General features: G+C 64.3%; 22 protein-coding genes. 1 reads left to right on the top strand and 21 read right to left on the bottom strand.

The features are described from left to right. Positions 1-5: 5 nt before the first annotated feature. The 20 genes from ABD791_RS02530 to ABD791_RS02435 all read right to left on the bottom strand — a co-directional run bounded on the left by ABD791_RS02530 (position 6) and on the right by ABD791_RS02435 (position 20,783). Entirely contained in the window at positions 6-929 is a 924-nt protein-coding gene (locus ABD791_RS02530) for an RluA family pseudouridine synthase (protein WP_345061967.1), read from the bottom strand. Between the two features lie 8 nt (positions 930-937). Next, entirely contained in the window at positions 938-1,633 is a 696-nt protein-coding gene (gene lspA, locus ABD791_RS02525; RefSeq protein WP_345061965.1) for a signal peptidase II, read from the bottom strand. Beyond that, on the bottom strand, positions 1,623-2,267 hold the full coding sequence (locus ABD791_RS02520; protein WP_345061963.1) for a DivIVA domain-containing protein: 645 nt from the start codon (positions 2,265-2,267) through the stop codon (positions 1,623-1,625). Before ABD791_RS02520 ends, lspA begins: the two co-directional genes overlap by 11 nt. A 92-nt stretch (positions 2,268-2,359) precedes the next feature. Further along, a complete protein-coding gene (locus tag ABD791_RS02515; RefSeq protein ID WP_345061961.1) occupies positions 2,360-2,665 on the bottom strand; it encodes a YggT family protein in 306 nt (101 codons plus the stop codon). 9 nt (positions 2,666-2,674) lie between these two features. Next, positions 2,675-3,178 (bottom strand): cell division protein SepF, encoded by a 504-nt coding sequence (locus ABD791_RS02510; protein ID WP_345061959.1) that lies wholly within the window; start codon positions 3,176-3,178, stop codon positions 2,675-2,677. 36 nt (positions 3,179-3,214) lie between these two features. After that, positions 3,215-3,925, bottom strand: coding sequence for a YggS family pyridoxal phosphate-dependent enzyme (locus tag ABD791_RS02505; protein ID WP_345061957.1), 711 nt, complete (start codon positions 3,923-3,925; stop codon positions 3,215-3,217). A gap of 42 nt (positions 3,926-3,967) precedes the next feature. Then, positions 3,968-5,167: a cell division protein FtsZ gene (gene ftsZ, locus ABD791_RS02500; protein WP_345061955.1), complete on the bottom strand. Its 1,200-nt coding sequence runs from the start codon at positions 5,165-5,167 to the stop codon at positions 3,968-3,970. 142 nt (positions 5,168-5,309) lie between these two features. Continuing rightward, positions 5,310-6,428, bottom strand: coding sequence for a cell division protein FtsQ/DivIB (locus ABD791_RS02495; RefSeq protein WP_345061953.1), 1,119 nt, complete (start codon positions 6,426-6,428; stop codon positions 5,310-5,312). A 13-nt stretch (positions 6,429-6,441) separates the two neighbouring features. Further along, positions 6,442-7,839, bottom strand: coding sequence for a UDP-N-acetylmuramate--L-alanine ligase (gene murC, locus ABD791_RS02490; protein WP_345061951.1), 1,398 nt, complete (start codon positions 7,837-7,839; stop codon positions 6,442-6,444). 168 nt (positions 7,840-8,007) lie between these two features. Further along, complete coding sequence (locus tag ABD791_RS02485; RefSeq protein WP_345061949.1) at positions 8,008-9,075, bottom strand: UDP-N-acetylglucosamine--N-acetylmuramyl-(pentapeptide) pyrophosphoryl-undecaprenol N-acetylglucosamine transferase; 1,068 nt, start codon at positions 9,073-9,075, stop codon at positions 8,008-8,010. Then, positions 9,072-10,325, bottom strand: a complete 1,254-nt coding sequence (ftsW, locus tag ABD791_RS02480) for a putative lipid II flippase FtsW (RefSeq protein WP_345061947.1) — start codon at positions 10,323-10,325, stop codon at positions 9,072-9,074. Before ftsW ends, ABD791_RS02485 begins: the two co-directional genes overlap by 4 nt. Beyond that, entirely contained in the window at positions 10,322-11,824 is a 1,503-nt protein-coding gene (gene murD / locus ABD791_RS02475) for a UDP-N-acetylmuramoyl-L-alanine--D-glutamate ligase (protein ID WP_345061945.1), read from the bottom strand. Before murD ends, ftsW begins: the two co-directional genes overlap by 4 nt. Then, positions 11,803-12,900 (bottom strand): phospho-N-acetylmuramoyl-pentapeptide-transferase, encoded by a 1,098-nt coding sequence (mraY, locus tag ABD791_RS02470; RefSeq protein ID WP_345061943.1) that lies wholly within the window; start codon positions 12,898-12,900, stop codon positions 11,803-11,805. Before mraY ends, murD begins: the two co-directional genes overlap by 22 nt. Further along, positions 12,897-14,345, bottom strand: coding sequence for a UDP-N-acetylmuramoyl-tripeptide--D-alanyl-D-alanine ligase (locus ABD791_RS02465; protein ID WP_345061941.1), 1,449 nt, complete (start codon positions 14,343-14,345; stop codon positions 12,897-12,899). Before ABD791_RS02465 ends, mraY begins: the two co-directional genes overlap by 4 nt. Before the next feature lie 2 nt (positions 14,346-14,347). Further along, positions 14,348-15,892, bottom strand: a complete 1,545-nt coding sequence (locus tag ABD791_RS02460; RefSeq protein ID WP_345061939.1) for a Mur ligase family protein — start codon at positions 15,890-15,892, stop codon at positions 14,348-14,350. A gap of 12 nt (positions 15,893-15,904) precedes the next feature. Continuing rightward, entirely contained in the window at positions 15,905-17,713 is a 1,809-nt protein-coding gene (locus tag ABD791_RS02455) for a peptidoglycan D,D-transpeptidase FtsI family protein (protein WP_345061937.1), read from the bottom strand. 42 nt (positions 17,714-17,755) lie between these two features. Next, positions 17,756-18,466: a cell division protein FtsL gene (ftsL, locus tag ABD791_RS02450; protein WP_345061936.1), complete on the bottom strand. Its 711-nt coding sequence runs from the start codon at positions 18,464-18,466 to the stop codon at positions 17,756-17,758. Continuing rightward, positions 18,463-19,416: a 16S rRNA (cytosine(1402)-N(4))-methyltransferase RsmH gene (rsmH, locus tag ABD791_RS02445; RefSeq protein WP_345061934.1), complete on the bottom strand. Its 954-nt coding sequence runs from the start codon at positions 19,414-19,416 to the stop codon at positions 18,463-18,465. The genes ftsL and rsmH overlap by 4 nt, the downstream gene beginning before the upstream one ends. A gap of 101 nt (positions 19,417-19,517) precedes the next feature. Further along, positions 19,518-19,949: a division/cell wall cluster transcriptional repressor MraZ gene (gene mraZ / locus ABD791_RS02440; protein ID WP_345061932.1), complete on the bottom strand. Its 432-nt coding sequence runs from the start codon at positions 19,947-19,949 to the stop codon at positions 19,518-19,520. A 438-nt stretch (positions 19,950-20,387) separates the two neighbouring features. Next, entirely contained in the window at positions 20,388-20,783 is a 396-nt protein-coding gene (locus tag ABD791_RS02435; RefSeq protein WP_345061930.1) for a DUF3040 domain-containing protein, read from the bottom strand. A 75-nt stretch (positions 20,784-20,858) separates the two neighbouring features. Here ABD791_RS02435 and ABD791_RS02430 point away from each other — a divergent pair, with 75 nt between their 5' ends. Continuing rightward, the gene (locus ABD791_RS02430) at positions 20,859-21,944 is read left to right on the top strand and encodes a polyprenyl synthetase family protein (protein WP_425562211.1); all 1,086 of its coding nucleotides are present in this window, start codon (positions 20,859-20,861) and stop codon (positions 21,942-21,944) included. Positions 21,945-21,973: 29 nt separating this feature from the next. On the opposite strand, the gene ABD791_RS02425 is transcribed toward ABD791_RS02430, so the two are convergent. Continuing rightward, on the bottom strand, positions 21,974-22,315 hold the full coding sequence (locus tag ABD791_RS02425; RefSeq protein ID WP_345061927.1) for an Rv2175c family DNA-binding protein: 342 nt from the start codon (positions 22,313-22,315) through the stop codon (positions 21,974-21,976). Positions 22,316-22,413 lie beyond the last annotated feature (98 nt).

Genomic DNA, 22,413 nt, shown 5'->3' with positions numbered 1-22,413 from the left:
CTAGCTTAACCTTCATCGCGAAGCACGCGGAGTGCATTCGCCAAATCTGAAGGGTAATCGGAGGTGTAGGTGACCCACTCCCCCGTCTCCGGGTGGTTGAACGCCAGCTGCTTCGCGTGAAGCCACTGACGAGTCAACCCGAGTCGCGCCGAGATCGACGGGTCGGCGCCGTACATGGCGTCGCCCACGCACGGATGCCGCTGGGCGGCCATGTGCACACGAATCTGATGGGTGCGCCCGGTTTCCAGGTGCACCTCGAGAAGAGAGGCGAACGGAAAAGCCTCCAGCGTCTCGTAGTGCGTGATGGCGTGCTTGCCGTCGGCGATGACCGCGAACTTCCAATCGGAGCGCGGATGACGGCCGACCGGCGCGTCGATGGTGCCCGCCAGAGGATCGGGGTGGCCCTGCACAACCGTGTGATAGATCTTCTCGACCTCGCGGTCATGGAATGCCCGCTTCAGAGCCGTGTAGGCCGCCTCAGATTTGGCCACGACCATCAGTCCGCTGGTTCCGGCATCGAGACGGTGCACGACTCCGGCCCGCTCGGCAGCACCGGAGGTCGAAATACGATAGCCAGCCGCTGCAAGGGCGCCGACGACGGTGGGACCGGTCCAGCCGACGCTCGGGTGGGCGGCAACCCCGGCCGGCTTGTTCACCACGACCATGCTGTCGTCGTCGTAAACGATGCTCAGGTCGGGAACCGCCATCGGAACGATGGTGATCTCTTCTTTCGGCTTCCAGTTGACTTCGAGCCAGCCGCCGGCGCGCAGCCGGTCAGACTTGCCGACGACGCTGCCGTCGAGCAGCACGCCGCCGGCTTCGGCGACGTCGGCCGCGAAGTTGCGGGAGAACCCGAGAAGTTTCGCCATGCCGGCGTCTACCCGCACGCCTTCGAAACTATCGGGCAAGAAGAGGGAACGAGATTCCATGCCGGCGATCAAGACTCAGTTCTGGGTTGGGGGTCTACGGGACGTGCCGTTCCGCCGTCAGTCGACGCATCAGCATCCGCTTCGGAAACGGTGTTGGAAGTGGCGTCGGGAGCAGTATCGAGCACTGTCTCGGTCGTAGCGTCAGCGTCGGCCGCGGGAACCGCAACCGAACCGGTGTCAGTCACCGGCTTGGGCATGCGTTTGCCGTCGAGCCCAATGCCACGGATCGTGAGGATCATGAAGATCACCATGCTCGTGACGATGCACATGTCCGCCACGTTGTAGATGGCGGGAATCAGCCACGGGGTGGCGACGAAGTCGATCACATGGCCCACGCCGAAGCCCGGAGGACGCAGCAGCCGGTCGGTGAGATTGCCGAGCACGCCGCCGAGCAGCAGGCCGAAAACCAGGGCCCAGGCCACCGAACGGATGCGTCCGGCGAACCAGATGATGAAGACGACGACAGAGGCGGCGAGAATCGAGAAGATCCAGGTCATCCCACTGGCGAGAGAGAACGCCGCGCCGGGGTTCCGGACGAAGTGCAATTGAAGCACTCCGCCCAGAACCGGCACAACTGAGCCCTCGGTCAGATTGGCGACGACAAGGGCCTTACTGATTTGGTCAAGCGCATATGCGCCCAGCGCAACACCGACGAGAACGAAGAGCGCGCTGAAGCTGACCTTCGTGCGAGTGTTAGGCGCCAAAGCCCGAGAAGCTTGACTTCGGGGCGTTGGAGTCCGCGCCGGCGCCAACCGGTGATGCGGAGTCAAGCTCCTGCAGCTGACCCTCGATGTAGCTCTTCAGCTTCTGGCGGTACTCGCGCTCGAACGTGCGCAGTTCGTCGATCTTGTTCTCAAGAACCGAGCGCTCCTGGTCGAGAGCGGCGATCTGAGCACGCTGACGCGCTTCGGCCTCGGCAACGACGCGGGCTGCTGTCGCGTGACCTTCTGCGATCAAGGCGTCGCGCTTCTCAGCGCCTTCCTTGACGTGCTCCTCGTGCAGGCGACGAGCCAGCTGAAGCAGGTTGGTGGTACCGGCGGTCTCATCGGCTGCCTCGGCGACGACGACAGGAGCCTTGACGGGCTCCGGCACAGCGACGGGCTCCGGAGCGGCAACGACCACAGGAGCAGCAACGACGGCTGCGGCGCGAACGGGCTCGGCAACCTGGCCACCGCCTGCGGCGACCTGAGCCTTCAGCTCTTCGTTTTCTGCGGTCAGGCGGCGCAGCTCGACAACGACCTCATCGAGGAAGTCATCAACCTCGTCCTGGTCGTATCCCTCGCGGAACTTTGTGGACTGAAACCGCTTGTTGACTACATCTTCCGGAGTTAGCGCCATGGCTGCTTTCCACCCTTAGAACTTGAGTTGCGAACAAAAGAGAACATTTACCGATCAAGAATACATGTCTTGACCGTGTGACCCGCCTGAACCTAGGCGAGTCGCGTGAGCAACGGCACGAGGTACATGCCGATGATGCAGCACAGCATCGTCAGACTCCACCCGAAGTCGAACGAGATCTGACCGACCGACAGCGACGGCATGATCCGACGAAAGAACTTGATGGGCGGGTCGGTGACCGCGTACACCAGCTCGATGACGACCAGGCCGAAGCCGTGTGGCCGCCACGAGTGATTGATTCCGCGCACCAGGTCGACGATGAACCGCCCCCAGAGCACGAAGAAATAGATCAGGAGGAGGAAATAAAGAAGATTTCCTAGAAGGACGACGACGAACACGAACTAATGCTACGACTGAGCGAAGAACGACGCCTCAGCGTCGGCGTCTTCGTGAGCGTTTTCGCCGGAAACGACAACGTGCGACGGCGACAACAGAAACACCTTCGACGTCACGCGCTCGATCTTGCCGTAGAGGCCCTGTGAGAGGCCGCTGGCGAAGTCGATCAGACGGCGGGCGTCTGCATCGCTCATCTGCGAAAGGTTGATGATGACGGGGATGCCGTCACGGAACGACTCGGCGATGGCCTGCGCGTCGCGGTACTGGCGCGGGTGCACGGTCAGAATTTCGTTCATCTCCGAGGCGGCGACGCTGCGCGGCACTGCGGTCTTGTGCAGCGGCGTGACCGGGGCACGGCCCGCGCCGGCTGCGGCGCTCGGAGCGTGTGTCGCGGCAGGAGCCTGACCGACAGGAGATGCCGCCGCGGGGGCCTGAGCGTTGGCCGGCGCGTCGTATTCCAGCTCTTCGTCTGCAAGACCCAGGTAGACCATGGTTTTCTTGAGCGGGTTGGACATCAAAACCTCCGTGTTGGTAATGCTTCTGCTTCGAGATTAACGCTCACGCGGGCGATTGCCCGTGATTGCCGACCCAATTCTCAGGTGTGTCGCGCCTTCCGCGACGGCATCGGCGTAGTCGGCCGACATTCCCATCGACAACCGTGTGGCGTCGGGTGCGAGTTGTTGAACTCGCTCCCCCAGCTCGCGCACCTGAGCAAATGCTGCACGCGGCGCGGCGCCCAGCGGTGCGACAGCCATCAGACCGAGCAAGCGCAACCCGGGGGTCTCGAGCACGCGCTCGACCAGGGGTATCAGGCCGTCGGGCGACACGCCTCCGCGCGCCGGATCGTCGGTGAGATTCACCTGCACGAAGGCGTCGATGACCGATTCGTCTGAGGCCAACGCTGCGACGAGCGACTCGCGATCGACGGCGTGGATGACGTCGGCGTATGCACGCACCTGGCGCGCCTTCTTGCCCTGCACCTGGCCGATGAAGTGCCACCGCAGATCAAGCGCCGCGAGCTCCTGAGCTTTCGCCTGCGCCTCTTGGTGCCGGTTCTCTCCGATGTCATGAACACCGAGTTCGGCCAGCGCCTCAATCAGGCTGGCCGGGTGAAACTTCGTCACGACGATCGTGGTGATCTCGTCGGCAGACCGACCGGCCAGCTGCACGGCATCCGCGACGCCGCCCTGCACCGCAGCGAGCCGCTCTGCCAGCCCGGGGAAGGACGACAGAGCCGGCTCGTTCTGGTGTGCTGCGATCACGTGTTGCACCTCGCCCCTGACGTGCTTGCGCAGAGCAACGCTCTACTTGAGGAAGTCGGGGATGTCGATGTCGTCTGACTCTTCTTCGAAGGCGGGGTCGGCAACCGGGGCGCCGGCCTGCGAGTCGGTGGACATCCACGCAGGAGACACGGTGTCGAACTGGCTGGAGTCGGTTGAGGCGACCGGAGCGGCCAGCGCGTCGGCGACGGCGGCACCGGTTGCAGCCGACGTGGCAGATGAGACTCCGGCGGCGACGAGGTCGGCACGGCGCACCTCGACAGCCTTGGCACCTGGCTCTCCACCGTCGAATCCGGCGGCGATGACCGTGACGCGCACCTCGTCGCCGAGGGTGTCATCGATGACGGCACCGAAGATGATGTTGGCTTCGGGGTGAACGGCTTCCTGCACGAGACGAGCAGCGTCGTTGATCTCGAAGATACCGAGGTTCGAACCACCCTGGATCGAGAGCAGCACGCCGTGCGCACCGTCGATGGAGGCTTCGAGCAGCGGCGAGGCGACAGCGAGCTCTGCGGCCTTGATGGCGCGGTCTGCGCCGCGCGAGGAGCCGATGCCCATCAGGGCAGAACCGGCGCCCTGCATGACCGACTTGACGTCGGCGAAGTCGAGGTTGATCAGGCCGGGGGTGGTGATCAGGTCGGTGATGCCCTGCACGCCGGCAAGCAGTACCTGGTCGGCCGTGGAGAAGGCCTCCAGCATGCTGATGCCGCGGTCGCTGATCTCGAGCAGGCGATCGTTGGGAACGACGATGAGGGTGTCGACCTCGTTCTTGAGGGTGGCGACACCGGTCTCAGCCTGGGCCTGGCGACGCTTGCCTTCAAAACCGAACGGCTTGGTGACGACACCGATGGTGAGCGCGCCGATCGACTTGGCGATGCGGGCGACTACCGGTGCTCCACCGGTTCCCGTTCCGCCACCTTCGCCGGCGGTCACGAAGACCATGTCGGCTCCGGCGAGTGCCTCTTCGATCTCTTCGGCGTGGTCTTCAGCCGCACGGCGACCGACCTCGGGGTCTGCGCCGGCACCGAGACCGCGAGTGAGGTCGCGACCGACGTCAAGCTTGACGTCGGCGTCGCTCATCAGCAGCGCCTGGGCATCCGTATTAATTGCAATGAACTCGACACCGCGGAGACCGAGCTCGATCATGCGGTTCACGGCATTGACGCCGCCTCCGCCGATTCCGACAACCTTGATGACAGCGAGGTAGTTCTGGTTTGTTGACACGTGTCCGGTCCTCCGGTGAAACCTTAAACCTCTACTCGAAGTTTAAAGTTATGCTGAGTATGCAATTGCTGATTTCGAAGTTATGCGGGTGTGTGCCCACAATGGGGAGGCGCGCCCGCGTGTCGCGAAGTGTGGTCGAAACTCAACGCAGCACAGCGCTATCTGGTGAGGTCACGTCGTATTCTCCGACCGACCCGGGCGGATACGTCACCATCAACGCGGCGAGCACGACGGCCTTGTAGTCCGAACGCTCCGCACTCCCCCAGACGATGCGCTCCCCACCGGCCAAGGTGAGCGTCACGTCGTCTGTCGTTGCAGCGGTCACGGAATCGAGTTGGGTGCGGATGCTCTCAGGCAAGGCCCTGATCACGGCGGCCGCTGCGGTGAAACCGGGATGGCCGACACCGTTCGTCGCGATAATCACCGGGTAGCCTGGCACCCGCTCGGCACCGGACTGCAATGCAACGCCAGCGGCGTCGACGAGTTCGAATCCGCCCGCCGTCGTGAGCAGCCCGACCGGCACGCGCTCGACGATGCGCACCACCAGCGTGTTCGGAGGGCGGCTTTCGGTGGAGTAGCTCTGGATCAGGGTGAATGTCGACAACTCCCGCTTGATCTGATCGCCGTCGACGATGGGCAGCGGGGTGCCGATCTGTGCAGAAAGCGCCGCCTGCACTTGTTCGGCCGGGATGCGGTTCGTTCCGACGACCTCGATCGTGCGAAGCGCCATCAGCGGCGAATATGCGCCGACGACGACGAAGGCGACGAGGGCGGCAACCGCTCCGCCGAGCACGAGCCAGGTGCGGCGACGGCGACGCGACCGCCAGGTGAACCGGCGCACCTCGCCACGCTCATAGTGCTTACGGGCTTTGGTTGCCGCACGCAGCTGTTTGCGGGCGGCGGCCGGCGAGAGGGCGGCTGGATCGTTAGTCGCCGCGTCGCGCGTGGCCTTTGCGCTGGGCTTCTTCTTCTCTGGACGCTGCAGAGCGACGACAGGGGCCACGGTGGCGGCAGCGGCGCTCGACTGGGTCGGCACGACCGGCTGCGTTGGCAGGGTCGGCAGCGTGATCGGTTCGGTTGTCGCGCTACTCAGGTCACTCGGCGGCGGCGCAGCATACGCAGCGGATGCGCTGGGTACAGCGGAACCGGCCGTATCCGCCGACTTTCGCGTGCGACGCGGCTTCGGGCTCGCCGCAGCTCCGGCGCGCTCCGCTGCCGGATCGGGATCGGCCGGCCTCTCCAGGCTCGGTGGCCGCCTCATGCGGGGCGGCGCGTCATCCGCGCGTCCGGGTCAGGGACTCGAGCAGCTGGGGAACGATGCGGTTCACATCACCGCACCCGAGGGTCACGACGAAGTCGCCGTCCTGGGCGATGCTCGCCAGGTAGTCGGCGGCTTCCTGCCAGTCAGACACGAACGCGACCTTCGAGGCATCGGCGAATTTCTCGGAGACGAGTGCTCCGGTCACACCGGGTTCTGGGTCTTCACGCGCGCCGTAGACGTCGAGCACGATGGTGTGGTCTGCGTGGCTCTCGAGCACATCGGCGAACTCGCGGGCGAACAAACGGGTGCGGCTGTAGAGGTGCGGCTGGTGCACGGCGATGATGCGCCCGGTGCCGACGACGGTGCGCGCGGCCGACAGAGCGGCTGCAACCTCGGTCGGGTGGTGCGCGTAGTCGTCGTAGACACTCACGCCGCCCACCGTTCCGTGCAGTTCGAAGCGGCGGCCGGTTCCGCCGAAGGCGGAGATCGCGGCGAGTGAGGCGGCAGGCTCGAAGCCGAGTCCGACGAGCACCGCGAAGGCTCCGGCCGCGTTGATGGCGTTGTGGCGGCCCGGAACACGCAGGGTGGCCGAATAGTCGGCGCCGTTCCAGGCGACGCTGAACCGCACGGGGCCGTCGGTGACGATACTGTGCACGCGCACGTCGGCAGCGGCATCCTCACCGAACGTGATCACCCGCTTGTCGACGAGCTTCTCGGTGACCGCGACGGCGCCGCTGTCGTCAGAGGACACGACAACGAACTCGGATGCCGACTGGGCGAACGAGACGAAGGCGCTTTCGAAGGCTTCGACAGAGCCGTAGTGATCGAGGTGGTCAGGGTCAACGTTGGTGATGAGCGCAACGGCGGTCTGGTAGAGCAAGAATGAGCCGTCTGATTCATCGGCTTCGACGACGAAGAGGTCGTCGCTACCGCTCGCAGAACTCACGCCGAGCGATTCGATCACACCGCCGTTGACGAAACTCGGGTCTTGGCCGAGGCCGAGCAGACCCGTCACGATCATGCCGGTCGACGTCGTCTTACCGTGCGCACCGGCCACAGCAACGAGGCGCTGCTGCTTGATCAGCCAGGCCAGAGCCTGTGCCCGGTGCAGCACAGGGATGCCGCGCTCCAGTGCGAGAACATACTCCGGGTTGTCTTGCCAGAGGGCGCCGGTCACGACGAGGGTGTCGGCATCGCCGACGTTCTTCGCGTCGTGTCCGATCGCAATGACGGCGCCGAGATTGCGCAAGGCGTCGATGTTCTCTGACTCTTTCTGGTCTGACCCAGTGACGGTGTGGCCTGCAGCCAGAAACAGCCGGGCGATACCGCTCATCCCGGCTCCGCCGATACCCACGAAGTGCACAGCGCCGAGTTCTTGCGGAACCGTAAGGGTGAGGTCGGGTTTGATCACGGGTGAAGGCTCTTCTCTTGCTCTTGACGATCGTGCTGGAAAATACGCGGTGGATACGTGGTGGTGACAGTCTGGCTGGCCGTTCGACCGCCTGGGGCTTCACCAGACGTGCAGCTCAATCCTGCCGCATTCCACGTTACGCTCCGGCGGCTGGGAAGTCGGGATTGGTTACAGCGCGCGGTGAATCAGGTCGAGCATTCGCGCTGCCCCATCGCGCACTCCGGCGGATGCCGCCGCGGTGGCCATCGCGCTGACTCGCGCGCGATCGGCCAGCAACGGCACGAGATCGGAGCCCACCCATTCCGGCACAAAGTCGGCGTCGTCGACGAGGATTCCGCCGCCGGCCGCCACAACTTCGGCGGCGTTGAACCGCTGCTCACCGTTGCCGACGGGGTAGGGAATGTACACGGCGGGGATGCCGAGCGCGGCCAGCTCGCTGACTGTGCCTGCGCCGGCACGTGAGACAGCGGCATCCGCTGCCGACAGTGCGAGATCCATCCGATCGCAGTAGGCGATCATGCGGTAGTGCTCGAGTACGGGGTCCGACACTTCAGACTTCTCCCCGGTGATGTGCAGAACCTGCCAGCCGGCGGCAATGATCGGGGCGGCCGACGCGACCAGAGTCTGGTTCAGCCGCCGGGCGCCGAGCGAGCCTCCCGTCACCAGGAGCGTCGGGCGGTCGGCGCCGAGACCGAAGAATGTGAGCGCCTCCGGCCGGGTCACTGCCCGGTCGAGGTTCTCGATCTCTGGCCGTAGCGGCATGCCAACGAACTCGGCGTGGCGAAGCGGGGTGCCGTGAAAAGCCACCCCCACGTGAGTGCTGAATCGCGCACCGAGCTTGTTGGCCAGGCCGGGCTTGGCATTGGCCTCATGAATCACGATCGGAATGCCGGCACGACGCGCGCCCAGGTAGGCGGGCGTCGACACGTAGCCGCCGAATCCGACGACGACATCCACCGACCGGCTGCTGATCACGTCGGCGACCAGCGTGATCGCGTTGTTGAAGCGACCGGGAAAGGAGAGTGCCGCACGATTCGGCCGGCGCGGAAAAGGCACCTTCGGAATGACGATCAGTTCGTAGCCGCGAGCGGGAACCAGCCGGGCCTCGAGTCCTTCAGCGGTACCGAGCACGAGTACCGTCGCGGTGGGTTCTGTCGCACGGATGGCGTCGGCCACGGCGAGCAACGGATTCACATGCCCCGCAGTCCCCCCGCCGGCGAGAAGATAGGTGGTCATGGGTGAAGTTCCTTCAGCGAAGTGTCGGTGCGCGCGAACGACAGCGCGATGCCGATCGCGAGCAGAGTCGTAATCAGGGCGGTGCCGCCCGAGGAGATCAAGGGCAGCGGAACACCGAGAACGGGAAGGAGGCCGAGCACCACCGCAATGTTCACCAGCGCCTGGCCGATGATCCAGACCAGCACGGTTGCGGTGGTGATCCTGCCCTGGGCCGACGTACTCGAACGCATGATTCTGATGAGCGAAATCGCCAGGAGCACGAACATCAGCAGCACGACGATCGCACCGATCAACCCGAGCTCCTCACCGATGATGGCGAAGATGTAGTCATTGTCCGCGGCGGGCAGCCAAGACCATTTGGCCTTGGAGTTGCCGAGGCCGACCCCGGTCACTCCCCCATTGGCCAGTGCCCAGGTGCCGTGGAGCGGCTGCCAGCAGGCGTCGGAGATCGACCCCTTCACCTCATCGCAGCCCTCACCGATGAAGCTCATGATGCGGGTGAACCGGTTGGAACTCGAGAGCGCGACGATCACGGCGAGAACGGTGCCTGCGATCAGCGGAACAGCAAGCAACCGCAGTTTCACCCCTGCAAAGAACAGCGCGCCGAAGAGCAGCCCGGCCATGATGATCACTGTGCCGAGGTCGCCACCGATCAACACGAGTCCGACGGCGGCGCCGCCTACTCCGAAAACCGGAATAAAAACGTGGCGCCAGTCGTCGAGCTTGTCCTGCTTCTGCGCGAGAATCATGCCCAGCCAGATGACCAGGGCCACCTTGATGCCTTCAGACGGTTGAAACTGGATGCTGCCGATGGTCAGCCAGTTGGTGTTTCCGGCAACGGTGTGGCCCAGCCCGGTGAACACCACGAGAGCCTGGAGGAAACAGGCGACGAGCAGCGTCGGCCAGGCGATGCGTGCCCAGAACTTCGCCGGCATCCGGCTGGCGATGAGCATGATCGGGATGCCGATGATCGCGAACCCGCCCTGCCTGAGCAGCCCGCCGAAGAATCCTGACTTGTCGAGATAGGAGATCACCGATGACGACGACCACACCATGATCAGCCCGAAGGCGACCAGAAACAGGGTGGTGCCGAGAAGCAGAAAATAGTTCGCCGACTCGGCCCGAAAGACGCGTCCCAGCGAGATTCGAGCTGACGAGGCCGTGGCCCGCACGGCAGCCTCGGCGTTTTCCAGCCCGGTTCCCTCTGCGTCACCCGGCCTCCTCGCGCGCGTCCGAGGCGGATTCTTCACCCGTCACACCTTGCGAGATACTCGTGAACAGCCTGGGCAAAACGGGTGCCACGTTCGCCATAGGAGGCGAACTGGTCCATCGAGGCGGCAGCGGGGGCCAGGAGAACGACATCGCCGGCGCGGGCGAACGAGCCGGCGGCGTCGACGGCGGCTGGCATGACGTTGTCGAACACGTCGGTGTCGATCTCGATGACGGGCAGCTCAGGAGCGTGCCGGGCGAATGCCTCACGCAAGGCAACCCGGTCGACACCGATGATGACTGCTGCACGGAGGCGGGAGACATGGCTCGCAACGAGGTCGTCGATGTCGACACCCTTGAGCAACCCGCCGACCAGCCAGACCACCGAGTCGAAAGCGCGCAGCGAGGCATCCGCCGCATGCGGGTTGGTCGCCTTCGAGTCGTCGATCCAGCGGATGTCGCGTACGACGCTCACCACCTCGATGCGATGCGCATCGAGCCGGAAGGTATCGAGGGCCAGGCGAATCTGCGCTGGAGTGGCTCCGAACGATCGCGCGAGCGCACTCGCGGCGAGAATGTTCGACACGATGTGGGCCGCCGACAGCCCTGCCGCGGCCAGGTCGTCGAGCGTGGTCAGCTCGAGAGCCTCGTTGAACCGCTCTGGCAAGAATGCGCGATCGACGAGGATGCCGTCAACGATTCCGAAATCGCTGGGACCTGGCACCCCGAGGCCGAACCCGATCGCGCGGGCGCCGTCCTGCACGTCGGCTTCCTCGACCATCTCACGCGTCGCATTGTCGGCCTTGTTGTAGACGCAGGCGGTGATCGTGTTCGCGTAGACCGTGGCTTTCGCCGCCCGATAGGCCTCGGCCGAACCGTGCCAGTCGATGTGGTCGTCAGCAATGTTCAGGCACACGCTTGCCCACGGCACCAGGGCGCCTGGGCCGCTCGTCGGCAGGTAGTGAAGCTGGTAGCTCGACAGTTCGACGACGAGCACGTCCCAGCCCTGCGGGTCGCGAATTGCGTCGAGAACGGGAATGCCGATGTTGCCGCACGGCGCGACACGGTGACCGGCGGCGGCCAGAATGCTCGCCGTCATCTGCACCGTCGTCGTCTTGCCGTTCGTGCCGGTGACGAGAATCCATGCGGCGGGCGCGCCGACTTTGTCACGCAGTCGCCAGGCGAGTTCGATGTCGCCCCAGACCGGAACATCGTTGGCCATCGCCCATTCGAGCAGGGTGTGGTCGGGGTGGTAGCCGGGCGAGACCACCATGACGTCGGGACGGAGGTCAATCAGCTCGGTCGGGATCTCATCGGCGTCGGCCTGCACCAGTCGCGCGCCGATCACCGGGATCAGCTGCGCGCGCTCGGTGTTGGTGTCGGCGGCCACGACGAGCACGTCGGCGCCGAGCTCGGCGAGGGTATCCGCCGCGGCGAAGCCCGTCACACCAAGCCCGAGCACGGCAACCTTCAGGCCGGTCCAATCCGAGTGCCAGCTGGTCAGAGTATCGAGACGGTTCATGGTGTGCGCGACAGCCATTCGAGGTAGAAGGTTCCGACGCCGGCCGCAACGAGCAGACCGCCGATGATCCAGAACCTCACGACGACGGTGACTTCCGCCCAGCCCTTGAGCTCGAAGTGGTGGTGGATGGGACTCATCAGGAAGATGCGTTTGCCGCGGGTGACTTTGAAGTAGGCGCGCTGCACAATGACCGAACCGGTCTCGATGACGAAGATGCCACCGATGAGGATCAGCAAGAGCTCGGTACGGCTGAGAATCGCCAGAGCGGCCAGCGCGCCACCGATGGCGAGCGAACCGGTGTCGCCGAGAAAGATCCTCGCTGGGGAGGTGTTCCACCAGAGAAACCCGATCAGGCCACCGACGATGGCTGCCGCGACGATGGCGAGGTCGAGCGGGTCGCGCACGTCATAGGAGCGGTACAGGTCAGCGACATCCGCTCCCCCGAACCGCGCCTGGTTCGACTGCCAGAACCCGATGATGATGAATGACCCGATGGAGAGGATCGACGCGCCGGTTGCGAGGCCGTCGAGACCGTCTGTCACGTTGACCGCGTTCGACGTGCCGACGACGAGCAGGCAGACCCAAACAATGAACAGGATCGTTCCGACAATCATGCCGAGAGCCAGGAAGTCGAGCGGAAGGTCACGCAGGAACGAGATGTGGGTGGAGGCCGGTGTCACACCGTTCTTATTCGGGAACTGGACCGACAGCCAGGCGAAGGTTCCGGCCACGATGACCTGACCGGCGACCTTCGACCAGCCGCCCAGACCGAGACTGCGCTGGTTTCGAGTCTTCAGGAAGTCATCGACGAAGCCGACGAGACCCAGACCGACCATCATGAACAGCACGAGCAATGGGGAGGCCGGAATGTGTTCACCCGTCACCAACATCGCCGTGAAATAGCTGATCACAGCGCCGAGGATGATGATGATGCCACCCATGGTGGCGGTGCCCCGTTTGGCGTGGTGACTCTGCGGGCCGTCGTCACGAATGAACTGACCCCAGCCGAGCTTCTTGAACAACCGAATGAACAGCGGGGTCAAAAAGAGAGTGAAGGCGAGCGACAAGGCTCCGGCAATCAGAAGGGCTCTCACGAGAACAATTCTCCCAGTCGGTCGCCCAGGAAGCGCAAGCCTGCGGAGTTCGATGATTTAACCAACACCAGATCCCCCGGCTTCACTGTGGTGCGAAGCAATTCGAAGGCGCTCTCCGGCGTGTCGGCGAAGAGTGATTCGCCGTCCCAAGAGCCCTGGTTGATGGTGCTGATATGCATCCGGCGAGCCGCGGAGCCCACGACGATGAGCTGCGAGATGTTCAACCGCACGGCGAGCAGCCCGATTAAGTCGTGCTCCTCCCCGGCCAGTTCGCCCAGTTCGCTCATTTCGCCGAGCACCGCAATGGTGCGCTGCCCCGGAGTTTTGATCTGTGCCAGAGTCTTCAACGCTGCGGCCATCGAGTCGGGGCTGGCGTTGTAGGCGTCATTGATGATGGTCACGCCGTCTCTGCCGCCCATGACCTCCATGCGCCAACGCTCGGCGGTCTGCACCGATTCGAGGGCAGACACGATGTCGTCAATGGGCACGCCGAGAAGTTCGGTTGCCGCTGCGGCGGCCAGGGCGTTCATCACATGATGTTCGCCGAGCACCTGGAAGGCCACAGGGCGCGAGTCGCCGTTGGCGAGGTGCAGGGTGAAGGTGGTGCCCTGTGCCGAGGCGTGAACGTCGGTGGCGCGCACCGCATGCGCCTCAGAGCCATGAACGTCTGGCGCGGTCAGCAGCGGGCTGTCGAGACCGAACCAGGTGATCTGGGCAGCGGTGTGCGCGGCCATCTGGGCGACGCGAGAGTCGTCGGCGTTCAGCACAGCGACATCCGTCGGAAGCAGGTCGGTGACCATCTCGGTTTTCGCACGCACTGTGGCTTCGATGCCGCCGAACTCGCCGGCGTGCGCGAGTCCGACCTTGAGCACGATGCCCACGTCGGGGCGCGCCATGCGCACGAGACGTGCGATTTCGCCGACGCCGCTGGCACCCATCTCTGCGACAAGAAACTGGGTCTCTTCGGTCAGCTCGAGCATGGTCAGCGGCGCGCCGACCTCGTTGTTGAAGGATGCCCGCGCCGCGATGGTGGGTCCGACGCGTTCGAGCACCGCCCGGATCAGGTTCTTGGTGGTGGTCTTGCCGTTGGAGCCGGTGACCCCGACGATCTTCAGGCGGCCGAGCGCGCGCACGCGGGTGACGACCTCGGTGGCCAGGTCGCCGAGAGCGGTGACGGCGTCGGCGACCACGAGCTGTGCGACGGGAAGGTCAAGCACGCGCTCGACGATCAGCAGGGTTGCGCCATTGGCGACGGCGATCGGAGCGAAAAGGTGGCCGTCGGTCACCGCGCCGGGCTTGGCGACGAAAATGGCGCCGGGAACGACCTCACGGGAGTCGGTGTGCACAGAGCCGTCGACGATGGTCTCTGGCGTGGCGTCGCATCCGTCGAGATGCAGCATGCCGTTCGTGGCCGAGGCGATCTCGGCAAGTGTCAGTGCGATCATATTTACAACCACCCGGCTTCCCGGAGTGCGGTACGGGCGTCTTCGCGTGCTGAATAGGGGATTTTCACTCCGGCAACTTCGTGGTAGTCCTCGTGGCCAGGGCCGGCGTAAAGGATGGAATCGCCATCTTTGGCTAGCGACAGGGCCGTGCGGAATGCCGCACGTGGGTCGGGCACCTCGTAGAACTCGCCGTCGGGCACGGCGGCCCGTGCACCGTCGAGCAGGGCTGCCCGAATCAGGGCGGGGTCTTCGAAACGAGGGTGGAAGTCGGTGATGACGACCGCATCGGCGCCGCGAGCGGCGATTGCGCCCATCTCGGCGCGCTTGGTGGTGTCGCGGTCGCCGTCGGCGCCGAAAACCATGATCACGCGGCCGGTGGTGAATTTGCGGATGGCGTCGAGCGTGTTGAGGAACGCGTCTGGACTGTGGCCGTAGTCGATGTAGACGAGGGGGCCGTGCTCGCCGGACACCCGCTCGGCGCGTCCCGGAATGTAGGCGTCGATTCCGCCGTCACGACCGAGAGTGTGCTCGATCGCTTCGAGGTCGAAGCCGCTCTCGACGAGCATGACGATGGCCAGGGCGGCATTGGCAGCCATGTACCAGCCGAGCAGCGGCACACGCGTGGTGAGCTGACGGCCCTCAGGGCCTTCGAGCACGAACTCGGTGAAGAGGGCACTCTCGGCGGTGACACGCATCCGCCAGTCGGCCTCGATGTCGGTGCGTGTGGTCAGGGTCGTCACCGGAATGCGGCATTCGTCGACGATACGACGGCCCCACTCAGAGTCGACGTTCACGACGCCGCGCTTCGAGCGATCGGGCTGAAACAGCTCGAGCTTGGCCTGGAAGTAGTCTTCCATCGCGTCGTAGTCGTCGAGGTGGTCATGGCTGAGGTTGGTGAACCCGGCCACGTCGAAAACGAGACCGTCGACGCGGTGGCGAGTGAGGGCCTGTGCGCTGACTTCGATACCGACGGCGCGCACCTCTGCCTCGCGCATCCGGCCGAGGAGAGCGTGAAGTTCGCTCGCCTCCGGCGTGGTCAGTGAGCTGGTCACCGCGAGGTCGCCGATGCGACGCTCCGCCGTCGACGTCAACCCGGAGACAATCCCGAGCTGGTTCAGGATGGCGGAGAGCAGGTAGACGACGCTGGTCTTGCCGTTTGTGCCGGTCACGGCGAACAGGGTGGCCGGGTTCTCGTCGGTGCGATAGATCCAGGCGGCGACGGCGCCGAGTGCGGCACGGGCATCCGGGGTCACCAGAACCGGCAGACCGCTGCCGGCGGCGAAGGCAGCACCGGCCTCGTCGGTCAGGATCGCCACAGCGCCGGCCTCGGCCGCTTGAGCGGCGTATTGGGCGCCGTGGCTGTTGCGGCCGGGGACACCGACGTAGAGGTCTCCGGGTTGAACGGTGTGTGAGCCGAGGCTCACACCGGTCACTTCGAGTCCATCGATGTCATCGCGGAGATCGAGGTTGAATTCTTCGACAAGTCCTGACAGCGACCGGGGTACGGGGTGCTGTGGACGAAGAGCCGAGGGCGCCGAGTTGGTCACAGGCTCGCTTTCTTACCAGGTGGCAGGGAGTGCAGGTGCAGGGGCACCTGAGGGAACTGCCCGATACTTCTTCAGCACCTGGCTCATGACCTCCTGAAAGACCGGAGCAGGCGCGGCAGATGTATTCATGTTAACAGGATCCGCGAGACTCACCGTAACGACGTACTGAGGATCGTCAGCAGGGGCGAACCCCGAAACCGACACCAAGTAGCCTTTGGAATAGCCGCCGTTGCCGTCTGGCATCTGCGCGGTTCCGGTCTTTGCGGCGACGCGATACCCGGGAATATTCCAGACATCTTTCAGCCACGCCTGCTGATAGACCATCTCGAGCATCTGTGACGTTTCTGTGGCAGCGGATGCTGAAATCACCTGTCGGCCCTCGGTCGACGGCACCTCGGTGAGCGTTCCATCAGCCTGACGGCATCCCGACACCAGCTGCACGGGCATCCGCACCCCGCCGTTGGCAATGGTCTGGTAGATGCTTGCGCCCTGGATGGCGGTGGTGGTGAGGCCCTGGCCGAACATCGTGGCGTAGGAGGTCTGGTTGTCCCAGTCTTCCCACGGGTGCAGGATTCCGGAGTCTTCGGCGAGGAAGCCCGCCTCGCTTTCGGTGCCGACTCCGAACTTCGTCATGTAGTCGTAGCGTTGCTCGTCGGTCAGACGTTCGCCGAATTTCGACATACCGGTGTTCGAGGATTCGATCAGCACACCGGTCAGAGTCAGATTCAGGTCGCCGTGGATCGAGCTGTCGTTGATGTCGGCGCCGTTAGCCGGGATGTAGCGGTAGGGGGCGACGATCTTGTCGTTCGGCGTTGCGACTCCGGCGTCGATCACCGACGCGGCGGTGAGTGCTTTGAAGGTCGAGCCTGGCTCGAACGAGGCAGTGAACGCACGGGAACCGCGATCGTCGGGGTTGGGCGTGCCGTTGACGTTGTTCGGGTCGACAGACGGGTAGTCGGCGACGGCGAGTAGCTTGCCGGTCTTCGCCTCCTGCACGATGACGTTGCCCCAGGCGGCGCCGGTCTTCTGCGCCTGAGCGGCCAGGGCCTGTGCCACGAACCATTGCAGGTCGGAGTCGATGGTGGTGACGATGCTGCCGCCGTCTTGTGCCTTGCTCGTGGTGACGGTGCTGCCGGGGAGCGGAACTCCGCCTGCGCTCTTCTCATAGGTCTCGCTGCCGTTCTTGCTGGCGAGACAGGTGTCTTGAGCGAGTTCGAGACCGGCCTGCGCCTCGCCGGCCGACGACACGAATCCGACGAGGTTGCCGGCGACAGCCCCGTTCGGGTAAACCCGCCCCGGGCGCTTCTCGAAGTAGACCCAGGGAATGTCGAGTTTGTCCAGAGCCTGGAAGGCATCCACGTCGATCTGTCTCGCCACCACGGCATAGTCGGATCTCGGGTTGTCGGCGAGGGCAGATGAAATGATGGCGAGGATGGCATCGCCGCTCTGGCCGGTGAGCGCGCCGATCTCGGCGGCCGCCTCTGCCAGCGAGACCTTCGTCTTGGTGCCGTCGACGTCGCGCTTGAACGACGCGGCGTACTTCGGCGACACTGTCACGTCGTAGCGCATGACGCTTCCGGCGAGCACCACGCCGTTGGCGGAGACGATGTCGCCTCGCGAGCCGTAGACGGTGTTTTCGACCGAACGGTTGCCGAGCGAGTCCGAGTTGAGGGTGTCGGCCCTGACGACTTGAATGTCGACGAGTTTGACGACGAAGACGGCGACGATCACGAACAGCAGAATGATCGTGCAGACGATTCGTCGTTTGGTCGACCGGCTGTTGACCGTTCCTGTGGTGCTCGGCCCAGTGCTGATCGACACTATCGAATCCTTACTGCTCTCATGTTCTGCAGGGGTCTGCGGTTAGTGCGTCATCGGGGTCGGAATCCCGCTGTCGGCGGGAATGATCGCCGGCACTCCCGGCGCGGGGGCAAGCGCTGCACCGGCGACAGGGAGCTGGGTGACCAGCGGGATGCCGGTCAACAGCGAGTTCGGAACCAGTGCCGCAGCCTTGACGGCGGTTCCGGCCGCAGGGCTGGGCGCGCCGAGCACTGCGTTGTCGGAGAGGCGCAGGTAGACGGGGTTCGAGTTGCTCACCATGCCGAGTGCCTCGGCGTTGGCTGCGAGTGCCTGCGGTGCTGACACCCGAACGAGGTTCTCGTTCAGGCTGTCGGCGGTGCGTCCAAGCTCGACCTGGCTCTTCTGCAGCGTCGAGATCTCGAAGGCGCCCTGCGAGATGCCGACGCTCACCAGCAGCTGCGCGAGGATGATGACCACGATGCCGGTCACCGCGGTGAACGCATAGATGATGCGCGGGCGAGCCTTGCGCTGGGTGCGCGTGGTGACGATCTGGAGTGGCCGGCGAGCCGGTGTCTGCTCGCGCTCGGGTTCGGGGAGTTGGCTCGGGCGCAGAACCCGGGCGAGGTTGCCACTCACTTGAGTGTGCTCGTGCTCGAATTCCGGAGGTTGGCTCTGGCCTAGAACCCGGGCGAGGTTGCCACTCACTTGAGTGTGCTCGTGCTCGAATTCCGGAGGTTGGCTCTGGCCTAGAACCCGGGCGAGGTTGTCACTCATTCGGCTCTCCTGATGCGTTCGGCTGCGCGCAGACGAACCGGCGTTGCGCGCGGGTTCTCTGCCTTTTCATCGTCGGAAGCAAGTTCAGCGCCGCGCACGAGAAGGGTGAACAGCGGCTTGTGCTCCGGCAGTTCCACCGGCAGGCCGGCGGGTGCACTGGAGCTGGATGCGGCGGCCAGGGCCCGCTTGACCGGGCGGTCCTCGAGGGACTGGTACGCCATCACGACGATGCGCCCCCCGACCGCGACAGCTTCGAGGGCTGCGGGAATCGCTCGTTCGAGAACAGCGAGTTCCTGGTTCACCTCAATGCGGAGGGCCTGGAAGACCCGCTTGGCGGGGTGCCCCTGCCGCTGCACGGCGACGGGAGTGACGGCTGTGATCACCGCGACGAGCTGTGCCGAGCGCACAAACGGGGTGTGCTCCCGAGCCTCCACGATCGCCTTCGCGTAGCGTGCAGCAAGCTTCTCTTCGCCGTACTCGTGAAAAATGCGACGGAGGTCCTGCTCGCTGTACTCGGCGAGGATGCGTTCGGCGGTCAGTTCTGAGGTGTTGTCCATGCGCATGTCGAGCGGCGCATCCTTGGAGTAGGAAAAGCCGCGTTCGACCCTGTCGAGCTGCAGCGAGGAGACACCGAGGTCGAACAGGATCCCGTCGACCTCGGGAATGCCGAGTTCGTCGAGGGCCTCGCCGATGCCGTCATAGACGGTGTGCACGAGGTGGATGCGGTTGCTGAATGGCTTCAAACGTTCTTCGGCGATCGCGAGCGCTTCGAGGTCGCGATCGAGCCCGACCAGTGTCAGCTCGGGAAATCGGGTAAGGAACGCTTCGGCGTGGCCAGCCATTCCGAGGGTGGCGTCGACGAGAACGGCGCCGGGTTTCTGCAGGGCGGGTGCGAGAAGCTCAATGCAGCGTTCGAGCAGCACCGGGGTGTGAATGTCGTTGATGGCCATAGATAGTGCCGGGAACGACCCTGATTCCGGATCCCCATCCATTCGACCTGGCACCGGGGAAGTGTGTCAGGGGTGAACGGCTGGGAGTCAGGCACCAGGGGCTAGAAGAGTCCCGGAATCACCTCCTCCGTAGTGTTGGCGAACGCGGTTTCTTGTTCGGTGAGGTAGCTGTCCCACGCCGCGCTGTCCCAGATCTCGACGCGGCTTCCCGCGCCGATCACTGTGAGCTCGCGGTCGAGGCCGGCGTAGCTGCGCAGATTGGCCGGAATCATGACCCGGTTCTGCTTGTCAGGGGTGTCGGCCGAGGCACCAGAAAGAAAAACCCGCAAGTAATCGCGGGCTTGTTTGCTGGTGACAGGGGCTTGTTTGATCTTCTCGTGCAGCTGCTCGAACTCGTCGGTGCTGAACACGTAGATGCAGTTTTCCTGTCCGCGCGTCATGACCACGCCGGTGGCCAGCTCATCGCGAAACTTGGCCGGGAGAATGATGCGCCCCTTCTCGTCGAGCTTCGGGGCATAGGTCCCAAGGAACATTCATCACCTCTTCTCTTCCGGCCAGGGTCAGGAGTTGCTCCACTTTACTCCACAACCCCCCACTTTCGAGGGAAATTGAGAGATATTCGGCCAGATGTCGCCCACGGATGCCCGAAATTAAGGGCGACACGGCGGTGGAGGGACGGTGGAGGGAAGGGGAGCAATCGAACAGGGGACGAGGCCGATCGTTTTGGGGCATACGAAAGCCGACCGTTTTCGGGCAAACAAAAAGGGCCGATCCGAGGATCGGCCCGTGTGGTGAGCTCAAGTACAGGTGTGACTACGTCAGGGTTTCGGAGGGCACAGTTGCGGAGGGCACAGTTGCGGAGGGCGCGATTTCTGAAGGCCGGTGCCGCCGAAGCCGACGCAACTGAAGCCTGTACTGCTGACTCAGTGAGTCAGCGAGTCACTGGGTTACTGACTCAGTGAGCCACTGGCTCAGTGATTTCCGTCTTGGCGTCGATCCCAACGGTCGTTCATCTTGTCCATGAAACCCTGATCGGATTTCTGTGGAGATGCGTGACCGTGACCGTGGCCATTGCCCTGCGACGCGCTGGGCGCGAACCCGCGGCTCGTGCGTCCGGGGGTAATGGCCAGAAGCACTCCGCCAAACATGACAACGAACCCAATGATGCCGAGCCACAGCAGATGGAGGGCGACGCCCGCAATCAGCAGGGCGATACCGGCAACGACGAGGAGCACCCCCAGTGCTATCGAACGATAGCTGGGTCGAAGTCGCGTTGCTCCGACGGTCGCCACAAAATCAGCGTCGTTGTGATAGAGGCTGCGCTCCATCTCTTCGAGGAGTCGCTGCTCCTGTTCTGAAAGCGGCATCTCATTCCCTCCAATTACGGGATCGAGCGGGTTGGCTCTTAATTCTAGCGCCGCGGGGTTGGCTAGGCTAGACACGTGGTTGAAAGCACTCGTCTAGTCGATTTAGTTCACTCTCGCATAGAGAATTTCGTGGCGAGCCGTGAGTCCATTGTGACCTCGATTAGCCCCGACCTCACTCCGCTCGTTGAGTTCTCACGGCAGTTTCTCAGCGGTGGCAAGCGTTTCAGGGCGCTTTTCTGTTATTGGGGGTGGCGCAGCGTCTGCGCGCCCGATTCCCCCCTCTCCCCCGTCGTAGGAGCAGCATCCGCTCTCGAGATTTTTCACGCCGCCGCGCTCGTGCATGATGACATCATCGACAACTCAGACACTCGTCGGGGCGCGCCGTCTGCGCACAGACTCTTCGACGGCTTGCACGCTCGCTCGGGGTGGGCCGGCGACGATACCGAGTTCGGTCGGGCATCCGCGATTCTGCTCGGCGACCTCATGCTCGGCTGGAGCGACGAACTCCTCGACGACGCCTTGCTTGAGGCGACCGATGCGGCGGGCGCCCGTCAGGCACGCATCGAGTTCAACCGGATGCGCACCGAGGTCACCGCCGGCCAGTATCTCGACATTCTCGAGGAGCGCGCCTGGGTCACCCAGCCCGATTCTGAATTACTCGACCGCGCCCACCGCGTCATCGTCTATAAGTCAGCCAAATACAGCGTGCTGGCCCCACTCGTGATCGGGGCGGCGCTGGCCGGTGCGACTGCAGAGCAGCTGGGTTCACTGCGGGAGTTCGGGTTGCCGCTCGGGATTGCCTTCCAGCTACGCGATGACGTGCTCGGCGTGTTCGGCGACGCCGCCGTCACCGGCAAACCGAGTGGCGACGATCTGCGGGAGGGCAAGCGCACAGTGTTGATTGCTCTCGCCAGGGATCACGGCAGTGCAGAAACGCGCACCCTGATCGACGAGCTGCTCGGCAACCCTGACCTCACCGAGTCGCAGATCGTGCGACTTCAGAGCGCGATCCAGGCCAGCGGAGCGGTCGATCGCGTCGAAACCCTCATCGCCGACAATGTCGCTGAGGCACGCCGGGTGCTCGCATCGGCTCCCCTGCACGCCGATGCGGTGGCCGAACTGGGCGCACTCACCGACACGGTGACGCGCCGCTCGTTCTAGCCGCCTCGCGAGAATGAGACGGGCTGGGGTTACGCGAGCGCCTGAGCGACGCGACGCACCTCGGCCTTGCGGCCGGCACGAAGCGCATCGATCGGAGAAACGCCCAGGCTGTCGTCGACATTGAGCAGCCAGTCCATGGCCTGCTCATCGGTGAATCCGTCGTCGGCCAGCACATAGATCGTGCCGCGCAATTCGCCCATCGGCGCGCCATCTTTGAGAAAAGCGGCGGGGACTTGGAGTCGGCCGTCCCGGCGCACGGCCAGAAGGTTTTTGTCTTCGATGAGCTGCCGCACCCGGCTCTGGCTCAATCCAAGCAGTTCAACAAGGTCAGGAATGGTCAGCCACTGCTGATCAGAGTACGTGTCTGTCACAGTCCAACCTTCCCACGACTCGAGGCACTTGCGAAACCTCTCGCACCGACCGCATCCGAAATCATCTCGAAATTGGCACTTTGGCCCCATTTGGGTGA

The sequence above is a fragment of the Glaciibacter kafniensis genome, assembly GCF_039538945.1.
GTDB lineage: Bacteria > Actinomycetota > Actinomycetes > Actinomycetales > Microbacteriaceae > Cryobacterium > Cryobacterium kafniensis.
This window is presented reverse-complemented; position numbering and strand designations above follow the sequence as displayed.